Here is a 26,371-nt window from a genome sequence, read left to right as displayed (position 1 = left end):
TGTTCAGAAAAAGGCCCCCGGATGGAGGCCTTGTGATCAGGTGGTGAGCTAGCCTTTACCAGGCTTGGACGCAACGGCTTGCAGCGAAAGCTGTGTCGGCGTGGCCGACAATTCAAGATCGTCTTCACTGTTGAGGATGCGGGTGAAGACAGCATCGTGAGGATCAAGAAGCTCCCCGAAGTCATCCCCGCCAAGCTCGGTGCGGGCGAGTTCCCACCAGTCATCGAATGGATCGATGTCGGGATCGCAGCCAACGGCGTAGGCCAGCAGTTTTTGCTGCCCTTCGGGTGTACGCTCGCCGAACTCGGCCAGGAAATACACCCCATGATCCTTGGCGAGGATGAGGCGACCCTTGTGAGCGATAGCCTCGGCCAGCACGGGACGCAAATCTTTACCTTTGAATCGCAACATGGTGGTCTCCATTGCTTGAGGAAAATGCTTCCCGCCAGGAAGGCAGGAAGCTGGACAGGTAAGGAGTGGTGTTGGGCGACTGATCAATGCCGGATCGGCTTGCGCCCGTCCGACAGGATTTCCACCTGGATCTGCCGCCAATGCCCGTCGTCGATCAGGTGTTCCAGCGTTTCGCCGAGCATGTCAAAGTACACCTCGTCCACGCGCTGGATGAGTTCATCAGCGTGGCGCAACTCCACGGCGTAATGGTCGCCGGCACGGTCATAGAGCACCGTAACGCGGCCCTGGAATTTCTCCGTGGAGACCGTGAAGCTGATCGCGGGTGGCGTCTCGATGATGTTGTTGGGCAACGGGTCGACCCAGGTGAAATCCCTGGCCTTGGCATCCACCAGGAGGTGGGTGATGCGCCGGAAACCATCGGGAGCGGGCAGTTGCTCCAGTTGATGAACGAGTTCCTGCAACTCCGGGCAACGCAGTTCAGGGGCCGGCAACTTGGCCGGTGCTGATCCGAGAATGTGTGTCTCCACCGTGTATGGAGTGCCGTCTGAGGCCACTTCTGTGCGCTCTTCGGGCGTATCCGCGCGAAGACCGTCGAAGCGGCGACGAACACATAGGGTTGGACTTGTACCTTGGTGCCTTCGTCGGGTTCCTGGCTCACCTGGTGGCGATCCAGTACGGCGAATTCGGCACGACCGATCTTGACCACAATGACCTGATCGGTCTTGGCGACAATTTTGCCCTCGAAGGGCTGCGGGTCCATACGGACGCCGAGCGAGGATTCCTGCGGAAGGTCTTCGTAGATGCGGAACTTGAAGCTGCGAACATTGCGCGGAACATGGGCCGACACCAACGCTGGTATCTGCGTGCGAATGGATGAGTGATCCATGGGGAGACTCCTTTGAGGAAAACAAGGGACTCCTGCCCGCAGGGAGGGTATCCCTTGGGGGGGGGTAAATAGATGCTGCGTGCATCAGGGAGCACAGTGACCAGCGCGCAAAGCCGCACCGAAGTCTTGAAGGTCTCGACTACCTGGGATGGTGCCGGCTACGCCAGCAAACCTGTGTGCAGAATGACATCTGCCACACGGCGGTAGGCCCGCGTCAATCGGCAACCGGCGTGCCCCGTATTTGTCGTTTTATCCGAGCAGAAAAAAGCCCCTCGGTTGAGGGGCTAGAAGGTATGTCGTGGCAAGGGTCATTCTTCGTACAACGGCAAGCCGTCGAGTACCGGTGCGTCGGCGTCGAAGATTAGGATGCGGGCATCAGCCAGCGCGGCCAGAAGAACATTCACCAGCGACTCCGGCATGCCTTTGTCGCATTGTGCCGCAATTGCTCGGCGGTGATGCTTCGACGTACTGCAGGTTGGCATCGGTCCAGGGCGTGGCAATCACCTTGACGCCGATCGCTGGGCTGTATGGGATCCGGAAAGCGACGAACAGAAAGCCGATCGGCGTGGCGATGTCTGCAAGCTCTGTCAGGTAGCAACCCGCTTCTTCGGTGATGTGCGCCGTGCTGATTTCCCAGCATCGGCTGTAGAAGCAAGTCTCAAAAGTCAGGCGCCGTACAACTTCCCGCGCGTCCTCAGCGGCGTAGGTATCGCCGATGTGGATGGGCTGCCCGGCATCGCCGCCGAGGACGGCGTAGACCACCGAGCGGACGATTCCTTCGGTTTGGCACTTTGCCTCAAGGTCGTCGCCGACCTCCTGGCCTTCCGTGATCAGCGCGAAGTCGTTGCATAGGATGCAGGGAAATTGCGCGATTTGATCGTCCAGAAGGTGTGCTTGGCTGGGATGAAGTTGCCGCCGTACGGGCGGGCTGTCGTCTTCATAGGTGACGCAGAGAGTACGAACGACATGCAGGTTTTGGTAGCCTCGGATGAAAGGATTGGGAGTCTGCATGGTATTTCTCCAGCAGAGGTTAGGCGGAGCCCATCCCCAACTGGGGATCGGGTCCCAGTGGGTGAATAAATGCAGGTGCTTCAGTCGAAGCACTCAGCTCGGAGGTATCAAGCAGAAGCTGCGCAACGTGCGCTCGCAGGATCGCTTGAATATGCAGGTCGGAGATGCCGACAAGTAGGCTCACCGTCTAGCGCTTGAGTAGGCATGATGTTTCATCGATCTGGTTCTGCAGCACGGCCTCGCGCAGTTGTTCGCCGAGATTCAATGCCTGTGTTGAGTCGTGGGTGGAATATCACCTCGTTGCTGATGACGCAGCCATGGCCGCTGAACTCGAATAGTCGTGATTTGCTGCACAGTGCCATGGGAGCCTCCAGAAAACGATGCGCTATAGGCGCGGTGGATTGAATTCGCGTAAGCCGACACGACGGCAGTTCTGAACTGGTTAATGCCATGCGGCGAATGCAGAAACGCGGGGTTGCGCGGGAATGAAGAGCATCGGCGCTAGGTGTGGCGCACGTCCGCGTAAAACGATGCGAAACGGACTGGATCGGTCTACGTGGAACCTCCACGTTGCAGTCTGAGGACCGTGGCTGCTGGCATGGTGCTGACCGGAGTTAGCAACAGATGGTGGCAGAATGGCAAAGCGGCTTCATGGCGTCTGCCGACAATAGGCTTTTTACGCACCCGTGTTATTGCAAGACCTGTTGCAGGTGTCGTCCGAGCTAGGCCGCAAGACACGGCCATTGAGTTGCCAATGGCTTTGCAGCGAGGTGCACGCGATACGGCACCAGGGTGTAGTCGTCCGGTATGCCTTAAAGGCGGCACTCCTTGGGCATTAGCCGGAGCCCGCGTCATTGGTACCTGTCCGCTGTGCCGGGGTATTCCCGTAGTAGCAGAAATAGGGTTTCGTAGTTCGGCACCGGTATGGGGCTTTCGTCATCATTACCGGTGCTGACGCCTAATTATGGCTACATGCCACTCACCCTGTTCGGCGGCCAAGTGCATGACTTTGATGCGGCGGCACACGCTGCCGTACCGAAGGGGTTGAAGGTGCATATGTCCATCTTCTGTTCTGGTTGTGGCGAAGTCACCTGGTTCTGGACAGGTCGCAGGCAGACGGCGTTCAAGATGCAGAGAGGAACAAGGCGCTGGAGGCAGTACGTCTCCAGCGGGGGACAGGGATACCACCTGTGGCTGTCGCAGGGACTCTGGCCGTCGTCAACGCCTGTCGCTGGAGCAGATCTCACCCGACCCGTTTCGTGGCTGGGGTCGATATCTTTCGGCGCACATCCGCGCACAAAAGGAGCCCGTTGTTGCACCGGCGGGCACCGGGGGAGAACACCGTCGTCCCCGAAGGGTCTCCTGGCATCTCGCGCTCAAGGTGCCAGGAGACCCTTCGGGCCGGACGTAGAGAGTGCCGATCAATAGGCCGTGCATCCGGCCGGGCAGGAAAGCACCTTCAATCCTCCCGACGACACGAGCCGCTGGAGAGGTACATGCCATTGCAGAAGGCGGGGGCATGCTTGGGATGCCCCGCGGGTAGCGGGGCCATGCCTGACAACCGCTGGAAAACGCGGCTGGGGCAGGACGTGTCTGGCAGGCGTCAGGAAGCTCTGGGAGCGATCCGCCGCTTGCGCGAAGCGGCTCGCTTGCCACCGGACGATTCGATTGCTACGGTGCCTTTACAGTCGGGATAACGGTTGCACGACCAAAAAGGGCCGGTTTTTCCGGTGCGCTGCCGCGTCGCTGCACCACACAATGGGCACGCCGGACCTTCGGGAATCTGGATGGACAAGGTGATGTCACGGTACTGTTGCACCAGTTGCGTGATCCAGACCGATTGCTTCTCGATGAAGGTGTCCAGGGTCAACTGACCGGTTTCGATCATGTCCAATGCCTGTTCCCAGATGGCGGTCGTGCCCGGGTCGGCGATGGCCGCTGGAACTGCGTCGATCAGGGTGAAAGCCGCCTCGGAGGCGCGGACGGATCGACCTTTTTTGACCAGGTAGCTTCGGCCCAGCAAGCCGTTGATGATATTCGCACGGGTGGCCTCGGTGCCGATGCCCGTGGATTCCTTCAACTTCTGTTTCAGGCGTGGGTCGGTCACCAGTTTGGCGACACCCTTCATGGCTTTGATCAACTCACCCTGCGTGAACGGCTTGGGTGGCAGTGTTTTCAGCGCTTTCAGATCGACTGAGCCGACCTGGCAATGTGTGCCCTCGGATAGCCGCGGCAGGACCTGGCTACGTTGGGTAGGCTCGTCGTCCGTATTGTCGGGTGCTGCTGGTCCGCTGTTGATTAACGCCAGGCGCCATCCCAGGACGGCAACCTGCTTACCCGTCGCCTGCAGTGTCTGGCCGCCGCCTGACATCGTGGCGACTGTTCTGTCGAACTCATGGTGAGGTAGAAACTGGGCCAGGTAATGCGAACGGATGAGCCGATAAACGGCTTGCTCCTTCTCCGACATGACAGAAAGGTTGGTCGGCTCCAGCGTGGGAATGATGCCGTGGTGAGCAGTGACTTTCTCGTCGTTCCAGGCGCGTGAGCGTTGGGTGCGGTCGAGTTGGTCGAGCAAGGGGCGTAGGCTGGGATCAGTGGCGAGGATGGCGTTGAGTACCGTCGGCACTTCGGCCAGCATGCTCTCCGGCAGGTAGCCTGAATCCGAGCGAGGATAGGTGGTCGCCTTATGCGTCTCGTACAGCGATTGCGCGATGTCCAGTGTTTCTTGCACGTCGAGGCCAAACTGGCGCGAACAGACCTCCTGCAACGTGCTGAGATCGAACGGGAGAGGCGCGACTTCGCGGACCCGCTCGGTTTCAACGGACAATACCTGCGCCTCACGAGCGCCGCCGATTTGGCTTACTGCCTGCTGGGCCGTTCGTTGGTCCAGGCACCGACCTGCAGCATCGGTGGTGGCGTCGGGCGGCATCCAGTTCGCGGTGAAAGAATTGCCGGCGTACGATAGCTGCACGTCGACGGACCAAAACGGAACTGACACGAACCGCGCGATCTCGCGGTCGCGATCAACCACAAGACCCACCGTGGGCGTCTGCACACGACCGACTGAGAGGACGCCCTGGTAACCGGCTTGGCGGCCGAGCACCGTGAACAATCGGCTGAGGTTCATGCCGATCAACCAATCGGCACGAGAGCGGGCGAGTGCCGAGTAATACAGCGGCAGGGTCTCGTTCGAAGGCTTGAGCGCGTCCAGCGCTTTGCGAATGGAGGCGTCATTCAATGCCGACAGCCACAGCCGTTGAATGGAGCCACGGTAGCCGCACAGATCGATGATTTCGCGGGCGATCATTTCGCCTTCGCGATCAGCATCGGTAGCAATCACCAGTTCGCTGGCCTGGCCGAGCAATTGTTTGACGACCTTGAATTGCGCGGCAGTGGAGGCCTTGACCTCGCTGCGCCAGTGCTCGGGAAGAATGGGAAGCTGTTCAATGGACCAGCGCTTGTACTGCTCACCATAGGCTTCCGGTGGTGCCGCCTCGATCAGGTGACCGATGCACCAGGTCACGACAATGCCTGGTCCGTTGTAGCAGCCAGTTCCGCGCTGTTTCGCACCCAGCACACGCGCGATGTCTTTGCCTTGCGAAGGCTTCTCGCACAGATACAGGCGCATGCAACCTCCTCGGAAATAGCGTGGTATCCATCGAATGAGCATCAGCATGTCCGTGGAGACCGCGAGAGACAGCAAACAAGGTGGATTCGATAATGACCGGCTTGTTGGCCCTGGGAGACAAGATTGCGGGAGTTGAGTCCAGGGTAGTTCAGGAGATCGCCAGAGCAGGCGCTTCGTTTTGGGCGCGCGCGTGGACCTCAGTGGACGTCCATGGCGCTATACCCTGGGTATAGCGGTGTCCGCTGAAAGCCGGTACTTGGGAGGCCGATAGGCGCTGGCGCATTGAGGGCGACCATCGGTTGCTACAGCCGCCCTCGGATCAGGCATCCGGTTCTTCACGCCACTTCAGATAGTCACCCACACGAAAGAAGCCAGCAGCGGCCGCATTGCGCTCAAGCGTCCATGCTGTCTCGCCAGGACGGATCAACACCTATAGGTCTTCGGAGACGTGCGCTGTCGGGCCATCACAAGAGGCTCCTTGACGACCATCGGGCGGGTCGACTGCTTCGAGGTCGCCGTCTTCAAGTTCGTCATCGCCAGAGTACTCCTGGTCGTCAGCCTCCCAGGGCTTTGCAGCCCACAGGGCATGAAGCTCTTCATCGCTCAGATCCTCGCGCAGCAAGTAGCACAGTGCGTCAGGATGGACCTCTTCAATCTGTACATTGAATCGCGTGGCGAATCGACGCCGTGCAGCCTCTTCGGCCTCGGTCTGGGCTTTCTCATAGGCTTCGATCTCGGCCCAATACGTGGACTCTTCCTCGTCGTACTTGATCTGCGCTGCGATACCTTGTGCTGTGTCAACCCGGTGCTGCGCCTCGATGAGCTTCTGGTCAGCCTCGGCACGCGTCAGGACCTCCGACCAGTCGGGTGCCGGGGAGCCGGTGTCAGCCACAGTAAGAAGCGTGTTCTGGTAGTCGATGAAGGCTATGTTTTCGCCAGGAACCGGGTCGACGACGACAGGGTCGTTGCTGACATCTTCGATGGTCGGGGGAAGGCCGCGTTTCTCGCGACCGCTGCCGGCACGGTCGACCAGATAACGTTCACGCCAGGCCTCGCCGCGCGCTCGCTTTCCATCGCCCTCCATGCTCGTGGTGTACTTCATCAGCCACAGGTGCATATAGCGCTGGCGTTGCTCGCTGTGTTGCAGCGCCAGGTCATGGAAGCGACGATAGAACGCTTCATCGTGGCCGCAGTCGAGGCTGTCGCCTTCGTGGGCAACCTCGTGCTCGATGAGAGAAAAAATATAAGCAGCGCTCCTGAGCGGACTGGACTTGAGCCGCTTCACAAGGGTCACGTCGACGGCGATGTAACTGCTGCCGTCGGTCCACGCCTCGGCGATGTTGGACTGCCCGAGCAGAATGTGAAGCGATTTACCCTCACGCACTTGCCCCCCGTACGCAGGCTGGCCACCCGTGCACAGGGCGGCGTAGTGATGCAGGCACCAGCGCAAAGCAGTCCAGGCGCGGCGTGTCTCGCGATCGAGCGCATCTTTCTCGGTCACGATGCTGGTCCGCTCAATGAACGCGTCGCGCAGTGTTGAAAACGCGATCAAGTCCGGCACGTAGAGGCCGTTCAGCCACCAGTACGGTGTGCCGTTCTGCTCCACGTCGTGGCGCAGGTTGGCGTGGACCCGAATGATGCAGTCGAGAAAATCCTGTGCGTTGTAGCAGCCGAAGCGGTCGAGCGTGGTGGGGTGAACAATCACGGCGATACCTTCGCGGGCGATGGCTTCCCCCTTCGGGACCTCGAAGGCATTTTCTACGACCGCGAACCTGCCGCCTTGCCGCTGGTTGTGGCTATAACGGCATTTGCGCAGAAAGTCCTCCAACGACACGTGCCGCTTGCCGGGCAGAAGCGTGACGACCTCTTCCCTGGAGTAGATTTGAACGATGTTGGCATCGCCCGAAAGCAACGCCCGCGCAGATTTTTCACGGCGAGCCTCTGTTTTACGGTGATCACCAAGACGGGACTCCGTCTGGTCAGCCATCTGGCCAAATTGCCTGGCAATTGATTTCCACACCGGGCAGGTCTTGCGCAGGATTTCGGTGCGGGAGACGTTCAGGCCGATTGCCTTTTTGGAAACGATGAGGCCGCCAGCACCCCACAAATGCGCGGGATCGTGACGCACCAGTACGCCCTTGTTGTAGATGGCAACCGCGCCGTCCGCTTTCACCCGATACCAGGCGAACTCGTCCTCGGCATCCCAGCGCTCGGTGCGCGGATCGCGGGTGATGCGCTGGCCATTCAGCTCAACGCTGACGGGGGTGTAACGCACCAGGTCCCGAACCTCCTGGATGGCCGACATCAGCTCCGCATCACTCAGGACTTCGTACCAGTCGCCAGAGATCGAACAGCCCGGCGACGCGTCCTGGAGGTAGTCAAGATCGTAGTGATAGCCCATCGCACGTGTATCGACGGTCATCCTCCAGGCATTGGAGCGCCAGACTGTCTTGGCATGCGCCATGATCTGGCCGCGCCCGAGGCGGAAACGGCCGTAGGTGGCGTCGCCTTCATCGTGTGGCGTGCCGAACCGACCGAAGTACCGAACGACATCGTCGCGGCTGGCAAAGCCCTGGCCGTCGTCGCTGCAGGTGTAGCCACTACGGGTCAGTGAAAGATGCACAGAGCTGGCCCTGGCATCGACCGAGTTCATTAGCAACTCGATGAGGGCTTTGCCGATGGAGCCCGCCTGGCTGTAAATGATGTGATGGATGATCTGCGGATCGAGCTCGAATGGCAGACGCATGGACCCTCCTTGTAGCGTTAGGTCAAGATATTGATGAATACGCCGTCCATTTCATTGCTGATCGCAATAGAGTCCGGCATTCGACCTGTGCACCGGGAGAGAATGGACACGCGACCATTGATGCCGGTGATTACCGGGGTTGTCGAAAACCTAACCGAGCCATCGCTCATCCGTATTCAGCGTGAGTGGGTGTGAGCAGATCGACGTAAGCGGCGAGTGATGGAGTGCTCAGGAGGTTCAAGCGTGTCGTGAGATGGAACATCGGGGGCATCGTCATGTACCGCGGACAGCAATCTCAGTGGACGTCAGTGGAGCAACTTGAGATGATTCAGACCCAAGCGGGTGGGTACAAAGTGGTGAGACAGCGAGTAATGGCCATTAAGCTGCCCCCTGATCAGCCGAAGAAAGACACTATGCAATGGGCCGAGCGTTAGTGACGATTTGCAACGAGAGTGAGGTGATGGCGAAGACACTTACCGATGCATACCTGGTGCTGCTGTTGGCGGCGACCATCCACGGTACGGATGCCGCCGTGCGGGATACGGCGAAGCGCTGTGCCAAAACGCTGCCGAGAAGCAGGCGGGAGGTGATGTACCAGATAGTCGACAGCAAGGAACCGCTCAAACTTGTGTTCCATATCGCGGAAAATTTGGACTGATGTGGCAAGCGAGAAGCGTCTGCAAGAGTAGCCGGAAGCGATGAGGCCGCGAATGGAGGCCGTAAGGTTGGTTCTCCGGAAACTTCTCCATGTGCCGCGAGCGGTGGATCTCAGTGGAACGCCATGGACGCTGGCTGTTGCCCGGTGAGCGACTGGTGGTTGACGCAATCGCTCAACGGGAAAGGGGCACGCAGGGCGGGAATGATCACTCGTTCTCGGCTGGCTCCGCTGCCGCGGGCTTGGCCCCGAGCACGACAGACTCAATGCGATAAGGCAGGATGCCAGCGCGACGCGCTTCGATCTTGAAGGTCACGCGCTCGTTTTCGTCCGCATCCTCCCAATCGTCTTTCACCGCCCGACCTTCGACCAAGACGCGCATGCCCTTCTGGTACAGCGCGGCCCAGCGCTCGGCGTCGCGATGCCAGATCTCGACCGGCGCCCAGAACCCACCGCGATCTTCAAAGCCCTCCTTGGTAGGCACGGGATTGTCGAAATAGACATTCAGGCGTAGCAGCCTGCGCGGCTCATTGTTGCCGTTCGGAAACTCGCGGAATTCTGGCGCAGAACCGATGTTGCCCTCGCCGTAGAAATGCGTGCTCATGGGTGCGACTCCTTGGGGGTGGTGGCGTGGACACGCCGTTGGTAAGCCCCCTCGACGTGGACCAACTTGCTGGCGCACTCCGAGGTTTGGCGAACGATGCTGTGAGTGAGGCTAATCTGCAGGTTCAGCACGATGCGCTGCACCTCCATGGCGTAGAGGTCGTCGATCAGCGATGCCGGTGTGCCGGGGCTGGCAAGCAGCTCCTCCCACAACGCCGTACCCATGCGCGAGCGATCAAGGTTGCGCCAGCGCAGAAAGGTCGTGCCTGCGCCAGTGGTTTGCTGGGCCAGTTGCACAGGAAGGAGGTTGAAGGGGTGGCTGCGGGCCTGCGACAGCACCTTGCGCTGCGCCAGTCCGATCAGATCGTCCCGCAGTGCTTTGCACTGGCTGGCCCAGGTCGCAAGCTCCCCATTACCTTTAAAAGGTTTTAAAAGGCCTTTTAGGTAGCCTGCGTGTTCCAGCCGCTGGAAGTCCGCCTGTTCCAGTGCCAAGAAGCGGTTGGATGCGGTCATGCTGGGTGGTCCTCGCGGTCCAACGAGACGGAAGAATCTTCGCCCAGAGGTCTCCCGGCAGATACGGCTGGCTCAGCCGCGTCGGGTTCACCGGCTGGCGCAATATCGGAGGTTGTTGACGGAGTTAGCGCCGCAAAAGGGGCACGACGGATGAGCGGCGGTGCGAAGCGTGAACGGCGCGTGCCTTCCAGCACGTCCTGCGGCAGTTCACCGTATTTCTCCAGGGCGGCACGCGCCGCGGCGTTGTTTGCGGCGAAATCATCGCGCTTCGTACCGGAGTAGCGGTACTGCTGCGCCAGGCTGAAAAGGCTGCGCAGCGCATGTGCGCCCTCATTGAGCCAGCGCTCAAGGGTGCTGCGCTCAATCAAGGCGGTGTGATGCGCCAGGATCAGGCGCCGGGCCAGGTCGTCGTAGTCGGCCAGCAGATAGACCGCCATGAAGCCGAGTTGCGAGGCCACGAACAGGGGTAGCTTTACCGGCTGGACGTTGAGGTTCTCGCCCAGACTGAGTGCCGCCGGCACATCGGCCAGCGCCTGATCAACCTGTTCGCGTAAGGTCTGAAGCTGTTCTTTGGTGGCGCTGAGCTTGTCCTCAATGCGCAGCATCCACCAGTCGGAGTACGGATCATCCTGCTCGGCGCCGCGTTTGAGCTTGGTCATGATGGCGACAAAGCCGTTGAGCCCGACAATGCCGGGTTTGCCCTCGGAGGGCGCGCGTCCATGCCAGATGCGAGATGCATGATGGGTATGTAGCGTTAGCGACATGGCGCTGCGCAGTGACCCAAGGTTCAACTGCAGGGGAGATTCGGGTTCGGTGGCCATCGTGACGACTCTCGGTGAAGAAACGAGTCGCCAGCATCGGCATTGGCCGGAAGGGTGTCAGTCATCAAACCGCACCGCATGACCGCCTGTTTGTGAATTCGCACTGCCGCAGTGGAATCTTGCACCTCCCTGCGGATGAGAGGGTGGCGTGAGGCATTCTGCGTCCGTTGCCCGACACCGTTGCCGGAAGGCAGCCTGTTCAACTATACCAGTGGTATAGGCGACGGTGGCTTTCGGTGGACTCTTCAAGCTGATGACCTGAGGCTGGAGGTGATACGTTGCAAGGAAGGCAGTCTGTTCAACTATACCAGTGGTATAGGCGACGGTGGCCTTCGGTGGACTCTTCAGGCGAATGACTCTGCGGCTGGAGGTGATGCGTTGCAAGGAAGGCAGCCTGTTCAACTATACCAGTGGTATAGGCGACGATGGCCTTCGGTGGACGCTTCAGGCGGAAGACCCCGGGGCTGGAGGTGATGCATTGAAGGGAAGGCAGTGTGTTCGACTATACCAGTGGTATAGGCGATCATGGACGTCGTTGGACTTGCTGGCAGAGGTATAGGACAAACCCTGAGGTTGAGCATTGGCAAAACGCCATTGACGCCCCGTGGGTGCTGCTTTCACCTGCCGAGCAGAGAGCGCAGCCTTGCGATGTTCTTTCGGGCGACTTCAGGGGCGACAGCCTGCGTTGGCGGTGGCTGTGAGGGCTGGCTTACCGGGGGGCTGGTTGTCTTCTGACCGACCCAGGCGTGAAACTCACCCTTCATGGCCTTCTGAATGATGCCAAACAGGTAGCCCGCAGGGCTACGCACCGAGCTTGCCCGACACCGCCCATCCCATTCGTCGAGGATGGCCTGGTGCAACTCGGTATCCACGGGCTGCAATGCAGTCAGCGCGCCTAATTGCTGCTCTGCTTTGAGTGACAGGAAGCGTTCGGGTAGGCGAAGTTTCCCCCGCTCGCGCGGTACTGTACGTACTTCTTTTAATTCTTTTTCTTTACGTACAGTACTATCGGTCTTCGGATTCCGAAGTGAGTCGGTTTTACTGGGTTTTACGCCTGCTTCGGATTCCGAAGTCGGGGGGGGCGGATTCCGAAGTAAGTCTTTGGGACCTTCTTCGGATTCGTGGTCATCCCCAGGTTGTGGATAACGTTGCTCTTCGGTCCAGCCTTGCGCAGCCAATCGCTGCGACAGCACCCGGAGCCTGCTCGGCAGTATCCGCCCGCTGAGCAGCGGGTCGTCGGCCATTTCTTTGAGCGTGTGCACACCGACACGCTGGACGGACTTGCTGGCGCGATTCAATGCCTGGCTGACCAGACCCAAATAATCCGGGTCGAGCTGAATGGCTTCATAGGGCGTCAGGGGCTCGTCATGCAGCACATAGAGATTGCCCTGTATTTGTCCTGTTTTCGGATCACGACGGCGCCTCACCAGACTGATCCAGCGCGTCAGGCGCAGCAACGTTAGCGCACGCGCGACGGTCTCATGGGACGCACGGGCCGTGCACGGCATTGAGGCCAGATAGGGGCAGAGCTGATCGTAGGTGGGGAAGGCGGTGACCCCGTCATCGTTGAGCAGCAGACGAAAGACCTGCCAGGCATTTCGTTCAAGCGGGGTCAGCCGGTTATCCAGCAGCAACGCACGTGGCACGCTGTCATGGCGGTTGCCGCTGAAGATGAATCCATCAGAGGGAGGGGTTGCCGGAGTCGGCGCCGGTGTTGTGTCCGGGGGAGGTTGCATGTGCTGCAGTGCCTGGTCGAATAGCTCCCCCAGCGATACGGGACCGCGTGAATGACGTGGACTGCCCATCAGACCAGCCCTTCATCAATCCACCCTCGGATAGCGCTCCAGATCACTGAGATGGGCAGGCCCGTGCATTCGGCAAGATCGGCTGTAATCACCAGCACTGCCATGTCGTCGTTCAACGCGGTGCCACGGCCTTTAACGGTCTCTGACCAGCGATGCCAGAGATCAGCGTCCTGTTCTTCTGACAGGACCGGATGCCGGCCCTTGCGTTTCGGTAGCCCGATGACGTCGCGCCTGAGGGCGATCTCCTGGTGAGTCAAACCGTAGAACTTGCTGATGAGTTCCGTGCTCGCGCCCAACCGCAGAAGCCGATCGATTTCTTCAATCTCCCGGGTGACATCATTCACTTGGCTCAGGAGATGATGCAGCACCTCCTGGTTCACGCTCACTGAGCACCATTTAACGGTCGCGTTGGCCAGGAGACTGGCCATGGCCGGGTGCTTGAGCGCCTCCAGCGCCGTGTCGTCGAATCCCATGGATTTTGCCCGGCGCAGCTGGCCGTTGCGCAAATCATGGAGTGCTTGCGCGATCACGGCCTGATTGAGCGGATGGGGATCGGGCATGGCGGCCGTCCTCATGATCCGTTCATGGCGGTGTCGCCATCAGTGATGCGGGCCTCGATGTCCAGCAATCGCCTGGCAAGCCTCAACAAGCGGAAAAGCTTCACCAACCCACTGTCGCTCAGACGCACGACTTGCTGCGATGAGGGCGTGCGCACCTGCCCCAGTAAAAGAGTGCCCAGGTCCTCGGCCAGTTGTGCTGTGTTGATGCGTACAGGCAACGTGCCGACCGGCTGATAGGGGGCGCTCAAGGCATGCAGCAGTGACAGTAACGCGCCAGGGAGATTTGATGGCGTGTCCAACTCGCCAAACGTTCGTGCGCACGTGAAGCCGATGCCCTCGTTGCAGGCGGCGATGCCATCATCCCGACCCGCTTCGTTGGCGATCTCACGCGCGAATTGAGCGATGTGGATGCGCAACCGATCGGGTGTATCGAGGCTGGGATCGATGTACCAGACATCCGAGATCGGATAGAGACCTCCCGCCTGGACAGGGATGGCCTGCAGGACGTTTGTTCCGAAATCAGGTGGTGCCTCGCCGGTGTGGTCAGCCACCAGTCGCTGGATCGACTGCAGGCGATCGGTGGTCTCGGCAGGCGAAACGATATGTTCCTGAAACAAGGCCGAGCGATCGTCCTTGTCCTGTTGATCCTCAACCGCGTCGGCCGGAGGACGTGTTGCCGATACACCTTGGAGCGTATGGGGCTCGCTTGCAGATGTTCGGGATGTCTCCGTCGTCCGCGGTGTGGATGCTGACGGAGGCTGTGCGACCGTCGATGGCAATGTTGGCTGGCTCGTGGGTGTCTGTCCGGTAGTCGCCGTGCTGGACGTGTTGTGGGGGGCACTATTTAGCAGTTGCCAGCGTTTCTCGGAATCGGTGATCTCGAATGCCAGCGTGTCATAGTCCACCCCAAGCAAATCGGCCATTTGACCGATCAGCTCATCCTGTACTCGCTGCGCCGCAAAGCTCCCTGGGGAGTCAAATACCATCAGGACGTCCTGGAACAGCGTCGCAAAATCAATGCTCGCACTGTTTCTGGTCATGCGCGCATCCCAGATCCGGGAACCGGCCCTACGCAGGCTGGTCAGTTGCTCGACTTGGGGGCGCCCGAGGCCGGCATAGAGCACCTTCGGTATCGCGGGCAGCAGGAACTGGATGGCCTCCTGCATGCGGCTGATGTGGGGCTGAGGCACGGGGTAGCCATCAGCCTTGAGGCGTCGGGCAAGCTCTGACTGCGACAGCGATTTACCATCCTCCTGCTCATAGAGCTCACGGACTTTTTCAACACCCATGGCACGTTCGATAAACGACAGGCCACCGTGAAGTTCGTTTTCTGCCAGATGTCCCGTCAGGGCAACGATCTCACCGCGCTCCGGCCATGGGCGGAACAGGCAGCCGATACGGAAGAATCGCTCGTCTTTGCTCTCACGCCACAGATCGCGCAGTACCGCCAGGCGCGTGTTGCCGCCGTTACGGATGATGTAGTGATCGGCACCGGGGCGTCGGGTGATCGGCGGGGGGGCATCCAGCCCTCGCTGGCGGATGGACGCTTTGATCTCCTCGTACAGCGGATTGCGCGTCAGCCTCGGATCGAGCTCATAGGAGCGCAACTGGTCCAGCGTCACCACCATTGGCGTGTCGGCGATCGGATCGCTCATCGAACTCGCTACCGGGCCGTTGCGTGTGAAACCATCGCTCAGGAGCTTGCTGGCGATGTCTTCTGGGGAGGCATCAGTCATAGTCAGCCGCCTCCTGGACATGGTGCTCGACCACGGTGGCGTGACGTTGTGCGCGCCGCAGCATGGCGCGCGCATTGCATTCTGCCCGGTGATCGCTGGCTGTCGCGCTGGTATAAATCGGCGGTAAGCCCGGCTTGACCAATTTCAAGTGCCCGCCAGGTGTTCGGGAGACATTCCAACCCTCGCTCAGGGCATGTTCAATCAGCGGAAGGAGTCGCTTGTGGCCACGGGCCAGTTCATGGGCGTTCGACATGAGAATGTCTCCCCTCACACTTCCCGGTGACCAGGGCGAACTGTTCCTGCCATTGCGGGCACAGTTCGCTGGCCAGCCCGCGGACAATGTCCAGTGCGGCTGCCGCGACTCGGCCAGTGGGCCGTCGGTGCTCAACCCTATGGACCGGCAAACCACGCGTTGCCGCTCGGGGAAATGCCTCGATCGCGGGGATCTCGGTACGCAGGACGTGAACCCCTTCCTGATCTCGGTAGATCAAACGCAGTGTCTGTTGGATCAGCTTTGCATTGGCTGACACCGCGGGTACGCGGTTGAGCAGGAGATGAAGGTGTGGCGGGTTAATGCCCAAATGCCTATAGGGGGCGATGTCTTCGATGAGCTGCAGAGTGCCTCGGCGCATTTCACGCGCGGCGAGGATCTCGGGGGTTACGGGCGAGACCGCCTGCTCGGACGCCAGCACGGCCATCTCGAGCAGCACACTGCGAGCGCCTTGAGTATCGAGTAGCACCAGGTCGTAATGCGGCTGTAACACCGGTAGCAGGTGCCGCAGTCGAAGCCGCCCATCCGGGGCATGCAGCAAGAGGGTGTTTAACTGTCGATGCGCGTCATTGGACAGAATCACGTCCAGCCGGTCTATGACGGTGCGCGATACCAGCCGCGCAATGTCGCGCTCGTTGAATGCCAGCAGCTCATAGATCCCGCATGGCGCGCGACGGGCAAGCTCGTAGTAGGATGACAGCGTCGGCTGCATATCAAGATCGAGCAGCAGAACCCTTAGGCCGGCATCGGCAATAAAGCCGCCGAGGTTCGCGGCTACGGTGGTTTTTCCTACGCCGCCTTTGGTCGAGATAACAGAAATCACCTGCATGGCGTGCTCCTCTTTGGTAAGGAATGGGGAGCTCAGTCAGGCGCGTTCTTTAAGACGGTCAGTGATCCACTGGTCGATCTCAGCGGAGTCCCAGCCAACGGCACGGACGCCAAGTTTTATGGCTTTGGGGAATTGTCCCGCCTTCATGAGGCTGTAAAGATAGGCACGCTTGAAGCCTGTCTTTGCCTCGACTTCAGGCCGGCGGAGAATGCGCCGCTCCGTAATCGGAGCCGAGTTCTGTTCAGACATAATGGTCACTCCTTAATGCTCAGTGGCACGTGTTGGGCGTGACCCGTATTGAATCGATGTCACCCCTGACGCACATCAAACAATAGGATTGTGCTGACCGTCGTATTCATGCTTCGTCATTGAAGCTAAGGCTGCGAGGCGAAGCATTGCGGCCAACGCTATCCGTGGAACTGACACTGTTAAAAGGTTCGGCGTCTTGATAAATAGTCCGTCTGGCGGACGCTCGCTGTTTAATCTATGCGCGAGTGAGCGCGACATTTTCTATCATGCGGGCGACAAAAAATGTCCGTCAGTAACGGTAGGTTGCGATTGACAAGCGCTACAAGCTAGCGCGCTTGTGCATGAGCCGGTGCACACCAAGAATTCAAAGGCTATCCCCATTATCTCGCGACGATGAAGGGAATATTTGGGTCGTGCCCCAGACAAAAATGTATGGAACTTAATGTGAGAGTCCAGATCTGAGGATTGGGTGATCATTCTTGCTCACGCATCGGTCATGCTTCCCCGATTTGTTGCGCTCTTTTAATGAAGCGCTTCAGCTCTGCTGAAATTGGCCTCTCCGGTACAACGATGAATGTTGCCGTGTCGGGGATATCGTCGATAGCCGGCCGAACAATGACGTCAGGGTGGTTGTAAATGGAAAGCTGCGATTCCAACCCGATACCAATGCCATAGCCAGCGGCCACCAGCATCATCATGGGCTCATGACCAGAAACATGTTCAGCAATGTTGGGAGAGGGCAGCGAGTCGTCCTCAAACCAATGATTAATGACATTACGTCCGCCGGCGCAACGTTCAGGATGGCAGAGAATCAGGGGGTACCGGAGTGCTTCCCCAAGAGGCACTTTATCCAGGGAAAGCAGTGGATGGTGAGTCGGAATAGCAATGGCAGGGCGTTCGGCCCAAACCCTAAACTTTGTGAGTCCATTGGTGGCTACTGTGCTGTCGACAGTGAAACCCGCATCTATCTCGTCGTGTAAGAGCGCTTTGTGCATCTCGTTGACAGTCATTTCAACAATCCGAATCTCGGTGGTAGGTTCCTCCTCTCGGCATCGAGCCAGTAGCTGTGTCAGCCGAGGCTGAGCCAGGCTATCGGCGATGGCTATACGTACCCTGCCGCGATAGCCCTGGGAGGCCGATTGCACTCGTGTCAGGGCGTTATCCATGAAGGCAAGTACGCGGCGAGCCTCTTCACGGAAAATCTCCCCAGGCCAAGTCAGCTGTATACGCCCCTTGGTGCGATGGAGCAGTCGGACACCGAGATAGGATTCAAGATCTCTTATGGCTCTGGACAACGGGGAAGGTTCGATGTGAACTCTGGCCGCCGCACGAGCAAAGCTTTGTTCTTCAGCGACGATAAGGAAATAGCGCAGGTGACGTATTCTCATGGTGTATCTTCCTTGTTGGTTGTTGACATGCTCTTTGACCGCGAGCAGTGCTCTGTTATTCGCGCACTGGTAGTGGTTTCGGTGAATTGCTGTGTGATGCAATCCATAAGTTTTGACGTGGCCAAAGTGGACATGCACAAATCGCAATTGTGTGACTGCTTCCTGAAGTGTTGATCCTACCGGCGCCGCTGCGTGACCCTGCCGTTGCGAAAGGTGCTTGATCGGTGGGGCGGGCCAGCCGTGCGCGTTGGTGCTTTGCCGAGCGCAGATCACTGCTGGCAATCGCCGAGACGTTGCGTTACGAGCGGGGCTTGGGCTTGGGCTGGTCTGAGGATGAGGGGCGGCCTGTCATGACACCCTCACATGCACTGCCGAGCGACCGTCTCGTTGGGGCAACGAGGTCTTATTGCCCCTCCACGAACAACTCGCCTCAGGGACGTGTGAAGGGTGAGTCATGGTTGTTGTTGGCCGTCTGTGGCCATCAATGGAAAAAAACTTGGTTTAGGACTTGCCAATGGGCCAGAACAAGTCCACAATAGCGTCCATTCCTGAGATAGGAAGCAAGGAAAACCTTTTTAAATCATAAGGTTAGAGGCTAGATTCTAGTCCCGTTTCCCGCTCCAATTTTTAAGCAGTGTTGCTCTCGGGCGGCACTGAGTGAAACCAGGACCAAGTCTTCGGATGAGGCCTCTGGGCACTGAAATACACACCATGTGTTTCAGTAGCGTGTCCCCTTCGTCTAGTGGCCTAGGACACCGCCCTTTCACGGCGGTAACAGGGGTTCGAGTCCCCTAGGGGACGCCATTTGCGGGAATAGCTCAGTTGGTAGAGCACGACCTTGCCAAGGTCGGGGTCGCGAGTTCGAGTCTCGTTTCCCGCTCCATATTCAATGAAAACGCCGATCAGCGATGATCGGCGTTTTTGTGTGCGCTTGATTTTTATCAAGCTGGAGAAGCCCGCCAACACGGCGGGCTTTTTGCTATTACAGCTTCGGCAACTGCCCGACGCGCCCCATCATTTCAGTGACGATCTGCAAGTCCAGCAAGAACTGATCGACCGTCTTGAACTCATTGTCGGTATGCCCGGTGTACTTCACTTCCGGGCGAGCCAGGCCGAATTGCACGCCGTTGGGCAGTTCATGCACCGAGGTGGCGCCGGCCGAGGTGCCGAATTTATGTTCCATGCCCAGGTTTTCAGTGGCGACCGCCAGCAACGCTTTGACCCATTCGCCTTCCGGGTTGCGGTACATCGGCTCGGCAATCGAATAGGTGAAGTCCACCGCCACTTTGCTGTTTTTGTCCCAGGCGCTGAGTTTGTCGGCGATTTCTTTTTTGAGCGTTTCCGGCGACTTGCCCTTCGGCACGCGCAGGTTCACCGCTAGCTTGAAGGCTTTGTCGTCCTGGCCGACGAATGTCAGCGAGGTGGTCAGCGGGCCCATAAATTCGTCGGCAAAGCCCACGCCCAACTTGCCGCCCAGGTAATCCAGGCCCCAATTGTCCGACGCATAACGCGCGGCATCGGTGATGTGGTTGTGCTTGAGGGCAATCTTGCCGTCGACGCTGTGGATCAACTCCAGCATGCGCGCCACCGGGTTGACACCCGACTCCGGCTCGGACGAGTGTGCCGACACGCCGGTGACGGTCAGTTTCACATCCTTGCCCTCAACCTTGGCGGCCACTTCGAAATCACCACCGTTGCGCTTGGCATATTCCGCGCCGGCCTTTTGCAGGCTAGCCGCCAGTTCGGCCGGCTGATCGGTGACAAACGTGGCAACCGATGCCGATGGAATCTGGTTGGTGGCCATGCCGCCGGTCATCGCCACGATTTCCGCGCCGCTGCCTTCACCTTTGCGACGCGGGAACGTGGCCATGACCGTGCCGTAGCCTTTCTCGGCAATCACCACCGGGTAACCGCCATCCAGTGCCAGGTTGTACTGCGGGGTCGGGTTGTGTTCGAAGTAATACGGGATGGCGTCGCCGGACGTTTCCTCGGTGGTGTCCACCAGCAGCTTGAACTGGCGCGCCAGCGGCAGCTTCTCTTCCTTGATCACCTTCATGGCATATATCGCCACTACGATGCCGTTTTTGTCGTCTTCGGTGCCGCGGCCGTACATGCGATCGCCGATCAGTGTGACTTTGAACGGGTCGAGCTTGGTGCCGTCCTTCAGCACCCAATTTTCCGGGGTCACCGGCACCACATCGGCGTGGGCATGGATGCCGACCACTTCATCGCCGCTGCCTTCCAGGGAAATTTCGTACACGCGGTTGTCGATGTTACGGAAGTTCAGGTTGAAAGCTTTGGCCAGGGCCTGGATCTTGTCGGCGATCTTGAGGAATTCCGGGTTCTGGTACTGCGGTACGCCGTCCACGTTGAAGGTCGGGATTTCCACCAGTTCCCGCAGCGTCTCCAGAGCGGCCTTGCCGTATTTGATCCGCGTGTAAATGCCCAGCAAACGGTTGATTTCGTTCTGCTGCTCGGCACTCAGGGTTTTGTTGTCGAGAAAGGCGTTGATCGCCGGGCCCACATCGGCGGTCTTGCCCAGATCGCCCTTGCCCAGGGTGGCGAGGAAACCGCGGAAATCGCTGACTGGCGTTTCACCAAATTGCTTGAGAATCGCTGTGCTTTGCTCGGCGGTGATGTTGGCGAAGGCCGGTGTTGTAATGGCCGTGAGGCTGGCCGCGAATAGGCTCGCAGCTACTAATTGTTTGAGTGGAAAGTGCATGGACAGTCGCATTCCTTTGCCAGTAGTGAGTAGGACGTTTCTGATCAAACTGTCAGAAACATTTCTACACACTACCACCACTCAGGTGTATCGGGTCAATGCTGGCCAGGGTGGGGCGCTGGATACTCATCGGTCACGTTCAGGGCTCTAGCGTAGGGGCCGTCCCACAACTGTCGGTGCAAATCCCCGACACGCTTGGCCATGGTTTCGCTGCGCATCACCACCTCCAGGTTGCGCGAATTATCCAGATAGCCGCCCAGCCAATTACTGGTGCCCACCCACGCGAGCTGACCATCGATCTCCATGGTCTTGCTGTGAATTACCCGCGAGTAGGGGATAAAACCCTGTTTGGCCTCGGGCAGGGTGACAATTTTGATCTGCACATTGGGCAGCACGGCCAGACTCTTGAGGTAAGGCAGTTCCAGTTTGTCGGTGTTCCAGTTGGACACCATCAGCTTGATCGACACACCGCGCGCGGCCGCGGCCCGCACGGCATTGTCGATCACTGCATAGTAGGGGCGCGTATTGTCCGGTCCATAGGACAGCGGTGCGTAGTCGAGCAATTGCACGCGGACTTCTTTTTTCGCTTCCGCCAACAAGCGGGGCAATTCCAGCTGTGAGTCGCCCACCCCCGGCGGGTTGTAACGCTGCGGGCTGGCCACCAGGTAATTGCCGGTGCGTACAGGCGCCTGGCCGGTCGCCGGCAATGGCACCGGTCGGTGCTCGGCCAGCGCCTGCTGGGCTTGCCAGTCCTGATCGAAAATCGCCTGTACCTGGCCCACCACCGTGGCATCGCTGATGCGCAACCCGGTTTCATGGATATGTTCCAGGGAGCGCCAGTCGAAATTCTGGCTGCCGACAAATGCCTGCCGAGCGTCCACAATCATGTATTTGGCGTGGATGATGCCGCCGCTGACTTGCCCGTAGGGCATCACGCGGAAGGTCAGGTTGGGGATCGCACGCAAGCGTTCCAGGGTTGAACCCTCCGATAACTTGATGCCTTTTTCTTCCATCAAAAAGCGAATCTTCACACCGCGCTTGCCAGCGGCCTCCAGGTGGTCGATGACCTTGTCCATGACCGACCCAGGATGATCGGCCGCGTAGAACTGGCCGATATCAATGGTGTTTTTCGCCCCGTCGAACAGTTCGATCCAGACCGGGCCCGGCTGACGTAGATCGGCGGTGCCGAGGGCAGTGTCCACTGGTACGGTGTGTACCAATTCAAATCCTGGAATTGAAAAGTCCGCCTGGGCAAGCGGACTGAGGAGCAAACCGGCAAGGCCTGCGATACGCATTTTCAAGGAGGCGGACATAAGGCTCTCTTTTAAATAGAAGCGGGCGCATTGCGCGCCCGCTCAAACGGTTATGCGGTGCGGCTGTGCAACGGCGTCGGCACCAGGTGCGGCGTTTCGCTCTGCACGCGGGCGCCAGTGGCGGCGCGGATCAGCAGGATTTTCAACTGATCGTTGATGCGCTCCAGGCTGTCTTGGAAGAAGTTATGAAACACCACGCAGAACAGCGCGATGGCAATCCCCAAGCCCGTGGCGAACAACGCCGTACCGATGCCGCCGGAAATCTGCCCAGGGTCCGACACCCCCGCCGTGGCCAACGCCTTGAAGGTGTCGATAATGCCGAGGATGGTGCCCAGCAAGCCCAACAAAGGCGCGGCGGTGGTGATGGTTTCGATGATCCACAGGCTGCGGGCCAACGGTGCGCGAGTGCTCAGGTACTGGCTTTCGATTACGTCATCCAGGTCTTTGCGCGAGCCGTGGGAGGCTTTTTGTGCCAGTACTGGCAAGACCATATCCAACGGCAGGCTATGGCGACGGGCCAACTCCTGAGGCAAGTCGCGTTCGCTGTGCACATTGGCGCCAAGCACTTTGTTAAGGGCGCGGGCCTGGCGGCGCACATAGGCGAAGTAGATGCCGCGCTCGATGGTGATAAATATGGCAATCGCCATCGCGGCGTACATCACATAGAAGGTGATGTCGTGGAGCAAATTCATGTCCATGTTCACTGACCTCGCAAGTTAGAAATTGGCTTCCAGGGAAACCGTCACGGTACGTTCCAGGCCTACGATGTACGCCGGGTCGCCGTCGCGAAAACCGCTGTAGCTGGCGGAGTTGGTCTTGGTGGTGTAGACGCCGTCCAGGTACTTCTTGTCGAACAGGTTGTCGACGTTCAGGCGCAGGGTCGCGTCCTTCACCACTTTCTTGTCCACCGGCAGGTAGATACCGGCACCGGCGTTGAATACGGTGCGGCCGGAGATGGCTTCGTCGTTGGTCAGGTCGCCGTAGAGCTTGCTGGTGTATTTGCCGCCGAAGGTGCCGTAGTAGTGGCCATCGTCATAACCGATGTTGGCCGCCAGCATGTTCTTCGGCACGTTGGCGAACTGCTTGCCGCTGGTGGGCAACAGGATGGCTTTGCCGGCGTTATAAACGGTGAGGTCGTCTTGCTGCTCGGCCTTGGTGTAGGTGTAGGAGGTGTAGTAGTTGAAGTGGTGGGGCAGCAGGCCGCTCCATTCCAGTTCCAGGCCACTGTTGTTGACGGAGCCGGCGTTGATATCGGCGAAGTCGCCGTTGATGTCCTTGGAGGAGACCTGGCGATCCTTGAACTGCATGTAGAACAGCGTGGCGGCCACGGTCATGTCGTCATCGGTGTAGCGCCAGCCCAGCTCGTGGTTCCAGCTGGTTTCCGGTTTGGCGTCGATGGAGCCGGCGCCCTTGTCGTACAGCACGTAGTTCTGCGGGATGCGCATGTTGCGCGAGAGGCTATAGAACAACTGGTCCCGCTCATCCAACTGGTATTTGAGGCCGGCGTTGGGCAGCAGTTTGTTGTAGGTCTGGTTACGTTTTTCGGCTTGCTCGGTGAGGCTGCCGTGGTTGGTGCCGTCACGCTTGACGTTCATGTAGGCAAGGCCGGCCACCAGGGTCCAGTCCGGGTTGATGTACCAGGTGTCCTGGGCCCAGACCTTCTGCGCCGGGGTCACGGTAAAGCGGTCGCGACCCTGTACGGTGTTGCCGTTGGCATCGACCACGGCATCGCCATCCGGCCAGGTGTCGCTGGGCTTGCCGCTGTTTTTCAGGGCAATGAACGGCTGGGTCTGGCTTTGGCGCGCGCGCTCATACCAGTAACCGAATTGCAGGCTGTGCTCTTCCAGGTCCCAGTTCAGCTTGGTGGTGATGCCGGGGCGCCAGGTCTGCGTGCGTGAAGGACGGTAGTAAACGCCGGTGGTGGACGAACCGTCGGCGTTGTACTGCGCGGCGGTCGGCAAATTGCTCAGGTCGAACACCCCACCGACGTTGGAGCTGCGGTTGAGTGCATAGCTGGACGAACCGACCCCGCTGCCGTTGCCCCAGTAGTAATACGGGATCACCGACAGGGCCAGGTTGTCGGCCAGTTTGAATTGGGTGTTGAGCACGCCGGTAAAAGTCTGGAACGGGTTCTGTGCCAGGGCGTAATAGCTGTTGACCTTGCCGTTGCTGCCCACCGATGGGGTGGCGGGGTAGGGGTCGAACTTGCGGCCGTTCTGTTGGAACTGGCTCTTGGTCAACTGGCTGTAACTGTTGTTGTCCTGCTCGTGGTACTTGAGGATCAGGTTGGCGGTGTTGCCATCGCCGGCGTCGAAAAAGCTGTTCCACTCGACTTTATCCGCGCGCACGGCGCCGGAACCACGCCACATGTCCCCTTCGGTATGCGAAGCCGACAGCCAGTTGCTCAGGCCGTTGATCTCTCCGGTATTTAGCCGCGCGAAGGTCTTGCGCGTGGCGTTGCTGCCCATGATCTGTTTGACGAATGCGCCGGTTTCTTTGGTTGGGCGAACGGTCACGATCCCGATGTTGCCGCCGCTGGAGCCGATGTGCGGGCCGTCGGCCTCCGCTGAGCCTTGGGTGACGAAGATCTGCTCAATGTTTTCCGGGTCGCCCAGCAGGTTGGAATACAGCGCGTAGTTGCCCGAGTCGTTGATCGGCATGCCATCCACCGACATCCCCACCTGGTCGGAGTTGAGGCCGCGCATGGTGAAGCGAAAGCCCGACAGCCCGGTGTTGTCTTCGCTGGAGATGTTCAGGCCCGGGGTGTATTTGAGCTTGTCCACGGCGTTGCCGGTGGCGGTCTGTTTATCCAGCGCTTCCTTGGTCACCGTGGAGCGGCCCTTGATGCTTTCTTCCTGCACCATGTAGCCGCCACCCGCCGTGGCCTTGCCTTGCACGCCAATGGTGCCGACATCGCTGTCGTTGGTGTCGGCCATGACCATGCCATGCCCCATGCTCGCGGCAACGAGTGCCAGATGAATCCGTGTGAACCTCATCAGTGTCGTCCTGGTGTCGGGTGCTTATTGCACGCTGTAGTTAAAGGTGGCGGTGAAGCGCTGCTCATTGCGGCCCCCGAAGGCTTGCTCGGGGAACGGCTTGACTTGCTTGATACGACGCAAGCTGTTGATGGCGGCCCGGTTGAGCAACATGCTCGACGCCTGGGTCTGTAGGCCGGAATCCAGCACGCGGCCCTGGCGATCCACCAACAACCAAACCACCACCTCGCCGCTCGGGCGTTCGAGGGATGCCTGGCGGCCGGTGGGATACTGCTTGTACGTGTCCAACTCGTTGCGCAGGCCCTTGAGATAGCCACCCTCCAAGGCTTGGCCGTCGACTTTCGGCGGCGCGGGCGGTGCCGGCGCAGGTGCCGCTGGGGCGGTTACGGCTGGTACCGGTTTGGCGGCGGCAACCGGGGGCGGAGTAGGCGCGGCTTTCGCCACTACCGGTTTGGGCAGCGGTTTGGGCTTGGGCTTGGGTTCGGGTTTTGGCAACGGTTTAGGCGGTGGAGGCGGCGGCGCCGGCTCGGCGTCGGCTTCCTCGATCACCGGTGGTGGCGGCTCAACCACCGGTTCCGGGATGACTGGCGGCTCTGGCTCCGGATCGACCAGGGCCAGCTCGACCGCCGACTCGTCATACACCGGCTCGACCTTCAATGTCTGGGACTGGATCCCCATGGCAATCAGCACCAGGGCGATCACGGCCGGGACACTGCCCAGCAGTTGGCGCACACGAAACAGAACGTACATGGTCAGGACTTACGCGTGGCAATGGACACGGAGGTGAAGCCACCCAGGCGCAGGGTGTCCATCACTTCCACCAGGCGCGAAACCTCCACGCCCTTATCGCTGTTGACGATGATCGTCGACTTGGTATCGGGCTTCTCTGCGGCTTTGAGCGCCGGTACCAGGGCGTCGACGGTGAGGTCCTTGCCGTCGAGTTGCAACTGGCCTTCCACGCCCAGGGTCAGGATGAATTTGTTCTGCGGCTTGAGCTGCTGCGAGCTGCTGGCGCTGGGCAGTTGCGTCTTCATGCCGAGGGCCGGAATCACGTTCAGGCTCACGAGTACGAAAAACACCAGAAGGAACATCATCACGTCGATCATCGGGATCAATTCGATGTGCGCCTTGCGTTTTTTCGGTTCGTCCCAGGTTCTCATTCCCTTACCCCGTTATTGAATTAGGGGCGACACGCTAACAAGCAAAAATGACCGATTGGTTAACTTTA

The 26,371-nt window shown here is 59.4% G+C and carries 20 protein-coding genes, 2 tRNA genes and 2 pseudogenes; 3 read left to right on the top strand and 21 right to left on the bottom strand.

Features of this window, described 5'->3' with window-relative positions:
• Positions 1-48: 48 nt before the first annotated feature.
• The 5 genes and pseudogenes from YA0848_RS05880 to YA0848_RS05860 all read right to left on the bottom strand — a co-directional run bounded on the left by YA0848_RS05880 (position 49) and on the right by YA0848_RS05860 (position 8,682).
• The gene (locus tag YA0848_RS05880; RefSeq protein WP_039594019.1) at positions 49-411 is read right to left on the bottom strand and encodes a DUF3085 domain-containing protein; all 363 of its coding nucleotides are present in this window, start codon (positions 409-411) and stop codon (positions 49-51) included.
• Between the two features lie 83 nt (positions 412-494).
• Positions 495-1,297, bottom strand: a pseudogene (locus YA0848_RS05875) (GTPase).
• Positions 1,298-1,605: 308 nt separating this feature from the next.
• Positions 1,606-2,308: pseudogene (locus YA0848_RS05870) on the bottom strand (DUF5983 family protein).
• 1,603 nt (positions 2,309-3,911) lie between these two features.
• Positions 3,912-5,936 (bottom strand): DNA topoisomerase III, encoded by a 2,025-nt coding sequence (locus tag YA0848_RS05865; RefSeq protein WP_039594020.1) that lies wholly within the window; start codon positions 5,934-5,936, stop codon positions 3,912-3,914.
• 430 nt (positions 5,937-6,366) lie between these two features.
• Positions 6,367-8,682: an ATP-binding protein gene (locus YA0848_RS05860; protein WP_307847764.1), complete on the bottom strand. Its 2,316-nt coding sequence runs from the start codon at positions 8,680-8,682 to the stop codon at positions 6,367-6,369.
• A gap of 460 nt (positions 8,683-9,142) precedes the next feature.
• Between YA0848_RS05860 and YA0848_RS05855 the strand changes: the two genes are divergently transcribed.
• The gene (locus tag YA0848_RS05855; RefSeq protein WP_039594059.1) at positions 9,143-9,340 is read left to right on the top strand and encodes a DUF7740 domain-containing protein; all 198 of its coding nucleotides are present in this window, start codon (positions 9,143-9,145) and stop codon (positions 9,338-9,340) included.
• 205 nt (positions 9,341-9,545) lie between these two features.
• Here YA0848_RS05855 and YA0848_RS05850 read toward each other — a convergent pair whose 3' ends face one another.
• The 10 genes from YA0848_RS05850 to YA0848_RS05805 form a co-directional block, all read right to left on the bottom strand.
• Complete coding sequence (locus tag YA0848_RS05850; RefSeq protein ID WP_019689279.1) at positions 9,546-9,941, bottom strand: single-stranded DNA-binding protein; 396 nt, start codon at positions 9,939-9,941, stop codon at positions 9,546-9,548.
• Complete coding sequence (locus YA0848_RS05845; protein WP_024718099.1) at positions 9,938-10,453, bottom strand: DUF3158 family protein; 516 nt, start codon at positions 10,451-10,453, stop codon at positions 9,938-9,940. The genes YA0848_RS05850 and YA0848_RS05845 overlap by 4 nt, the downstream gene beginning before the upstream one ends.
• Positions 10,450-11,274 carry a PFL_4669 family integrating conjugative element protein gene (locus YA0848_RS05840; protein ID WP_039594022.1) on the bottom strand — a complete coding sequence of 275 codons (825 nt, stop codon included), beginning with the start codon at positions 11,272-11,274 and terminating at the stop codon, positions 10,450-10,452. The genes YA0848_RS05845 and YA0848_RS05840 overlap by 4 nt, the downstream gene beginning before the upstream one ends.
• A 617-nt stretch (positions 11,275-11,891) precedes the next feature.
• Positions 11,892-13,079, bottom strand: a complete 1,188-nt coding sequence (locus YA0848_RS05835; RefSeq protein WP_039594023.1) for an STY4528 family pathogenicity island replication protein — start codon at positions 13,077-13,079, stop codon at positions 11,892-11,894.
• Positions 13,079-13,639: a DUF2857 domain-containing protein gene (locus YA0848_RS05830; RefSeq protein WP_039594060.1), complete on the bottom strand. Its 561-nt coding sequence runs from the start codon at positions 13,637-13,639 to the stop codon at positions 13,079-13,081. The genes YA0848_RS05835 and YA0848_RS05830 overlap by 1 nt, the downstream gene beginning before the upstream one ends.
• An 11-nt stretch (positions 13,640-13,650) precedes the next feature.
• Positions 13,651-15,375 carry a ParB family protein gene (locus tag YA0848_RS05825; RefSeq protein ID WP_039594024.1) on the bottom strand — a complete coding sequence of 575 codons (1,725 nt, stop codon included), beginning with the start codon at positions 15,373-15,375 and terminating at the stop codon, positions 13,651-13,653.
• Positions 15,368-15,628 carry a hypothetical protein gene (locus tag YA0848_RS05820; RefSeq protein WP_039594025.1) on the bottom strand — a complete coding sequence of 87 codons (261 nt, stop codon included), beginning with the start codon at positions 15,626-15,628 and terminating at the stop codon, positions 15,368-15,370. The genes YA0848_RS05825 and YA0848_RS05820 overlap by 8 nt, the downstream gene beginning before the upstream one ends.
• Positions 15,612-16,475: a ParA family protein gene (locus YA0848_RS05815; RefSeq protein WP_024718093.1), complete on the bottom strand. Its 864-nt coding sequence runs from the start codon at positions 16,473-16,475 to the stop codon at positions 15,612-15,614. The genes YA0848_RS05820 and YA0848_RS05815 overlap by 17 nt, the downstream gene beginning before the upstream one ends.
• A 36-nt stretch (positions 16,476-16,511) precedes the next feature.
• Positions 16,512-16,724 (bottom strand): AlpA family transcriptional regulator, encoded by a 213-nt coding sequence (locus YA0848_RS05810; protein ID WP_024718092.1) that lies wholly within the window; start codon positions 16,722-16,724, stop codon positions 16,512-16,514.
• A gap of 494 nt (positions 16,725-17,218) precedes the next feature.
• The gene (locus YA0848_RS05805; RefSeq protein WP_039594026.1) at positions 17,219-18,112 is read right to left on the bottom strand and encodes a LysR family transcriptional regulator; all 894 of its coding nucleotides are present in this window, start codon (positions 18,110-18,112) and stop codon (positions 17,219-17,221) included.
• A 728-nt stretch (positions 18,113-18,840) separates the two neighbouring features.
• On the opposite strand from YA0848_RS05805, the gene YA0848_RS05800 reads away from it, so the two are divergent.
• Together YA0848_RS05800 and YA0848_RS05795 are read left to right on the top strand one after the other, a co-directional pair.
• A tRNA-Glu gene (locus tag YA0848_RS05800) sits at positions 18,841-18,916 on the top strand.
• 3 nt (positions 18,917-18,919) lie between these two features.
• Positions 18,920-18,995: transfer RNA gene (locus tag YA0848_RS05795), tRNA-Gly, on the top strand.
• 99 nt (positions 18,996-19,094) lie between these two features.
• On the opposite strand, the gene YA0848_RS05790 is transcribed toward YA0848_RS05795, so the two are convergent.
• The 6 genes from YA0848_RS05790 to YA0848_RS05765 all read right to left on the bottom strand — a co-directional run bounded on the left by YA0848_RS05790 (position 19,095) and on the right by YA0848_RS05765 (position 26,303).
• Positions 19,095-20,834: a dipeptidase gene (locus YA0848_RS05790; protein ID WP_169903247.1), complete on the bottom strand. Its 1,740-nt coding sequence runs from the start codon at positions 20,832-20,834 to the stop codon at positions 19,095-19,097.
• A gap of 95 nt (positions 20,835-20,929) precedes the next feature.
• Positions 20,930-22,147, bottom strand: coding sequence for a phospholipase D-like domain-containing protein (locus YA0848_RS05785; protein ID WP_169903246.1), 1,218 nt, complete (start codon positions 22,145-22,147; stop codon positions 20,930-20,932).
• Positions 22,148-22,197: 50 nt separating this feature from the next.
• Entirely contained in the window at positions 22,198-22,845 is a 648-nt protein-coding gene (locus YA0848_RS05780) for a MotA/TolQ/ExbB proton channel family protein (RefSeq protein WP_169903245.1), read from the bottom strand.
• An 18-nt stretch (positions 22,846-22,863) separates the two neighbouring features.
• Positions 22,864-25,143, bottom strand: a complete 2,280-nt coding sequence (locus YA0848_RS05775) for a TonB-dependent receptor (RefSeq protein ID WP_169903244.1) — start codon at positions 25,141-25,143, stop codon at positions 22,864-22,866.
• A 24-nt stretch (positions 25,144-25,167) separates the two neighbouring features.
• On the bottom strand, positions 25,168-25,893 hold the full coding sequence (locus YA0848_RS05770) for an energy transducer TonB family protein (protein ID WP_034096702.1): 726 nt from the start codon (positions 25,891-25,893) through the stop codon (positions 25,168-25,170).
• 2 nt (positions 25,894-25,895) lie between these two features.
• Positions 25,896-26,303 (bottom strand): ExbD/TolR family protein, encoded by a 408-nt coding sequence (locus YA0848_RS05765; RefSeq protein WP_034096703.1) that lies wholly within the window; start codon positions 26,301-26,303, stop codon positions 25,896-25,898.
• Between the last annotated feature and the right edge of the window lie 68 nt (positions 26,304-26,371).

The organism is Pseudomonas sp. S4_EA_1b (assembly GCF_016307435.1).
In the GTDB taxonomy this organism is placed as follows: Bacteria; Pseudomonadota; Gammaproteobacteria; order Pseudomonadales; family Pseudomonadaceae; genus Aquipseudomonas; species Aquipseudomonas rhodesiae.
This window is presented reverse-complemented; position numbering and strand designations above follow the sequence as displayed.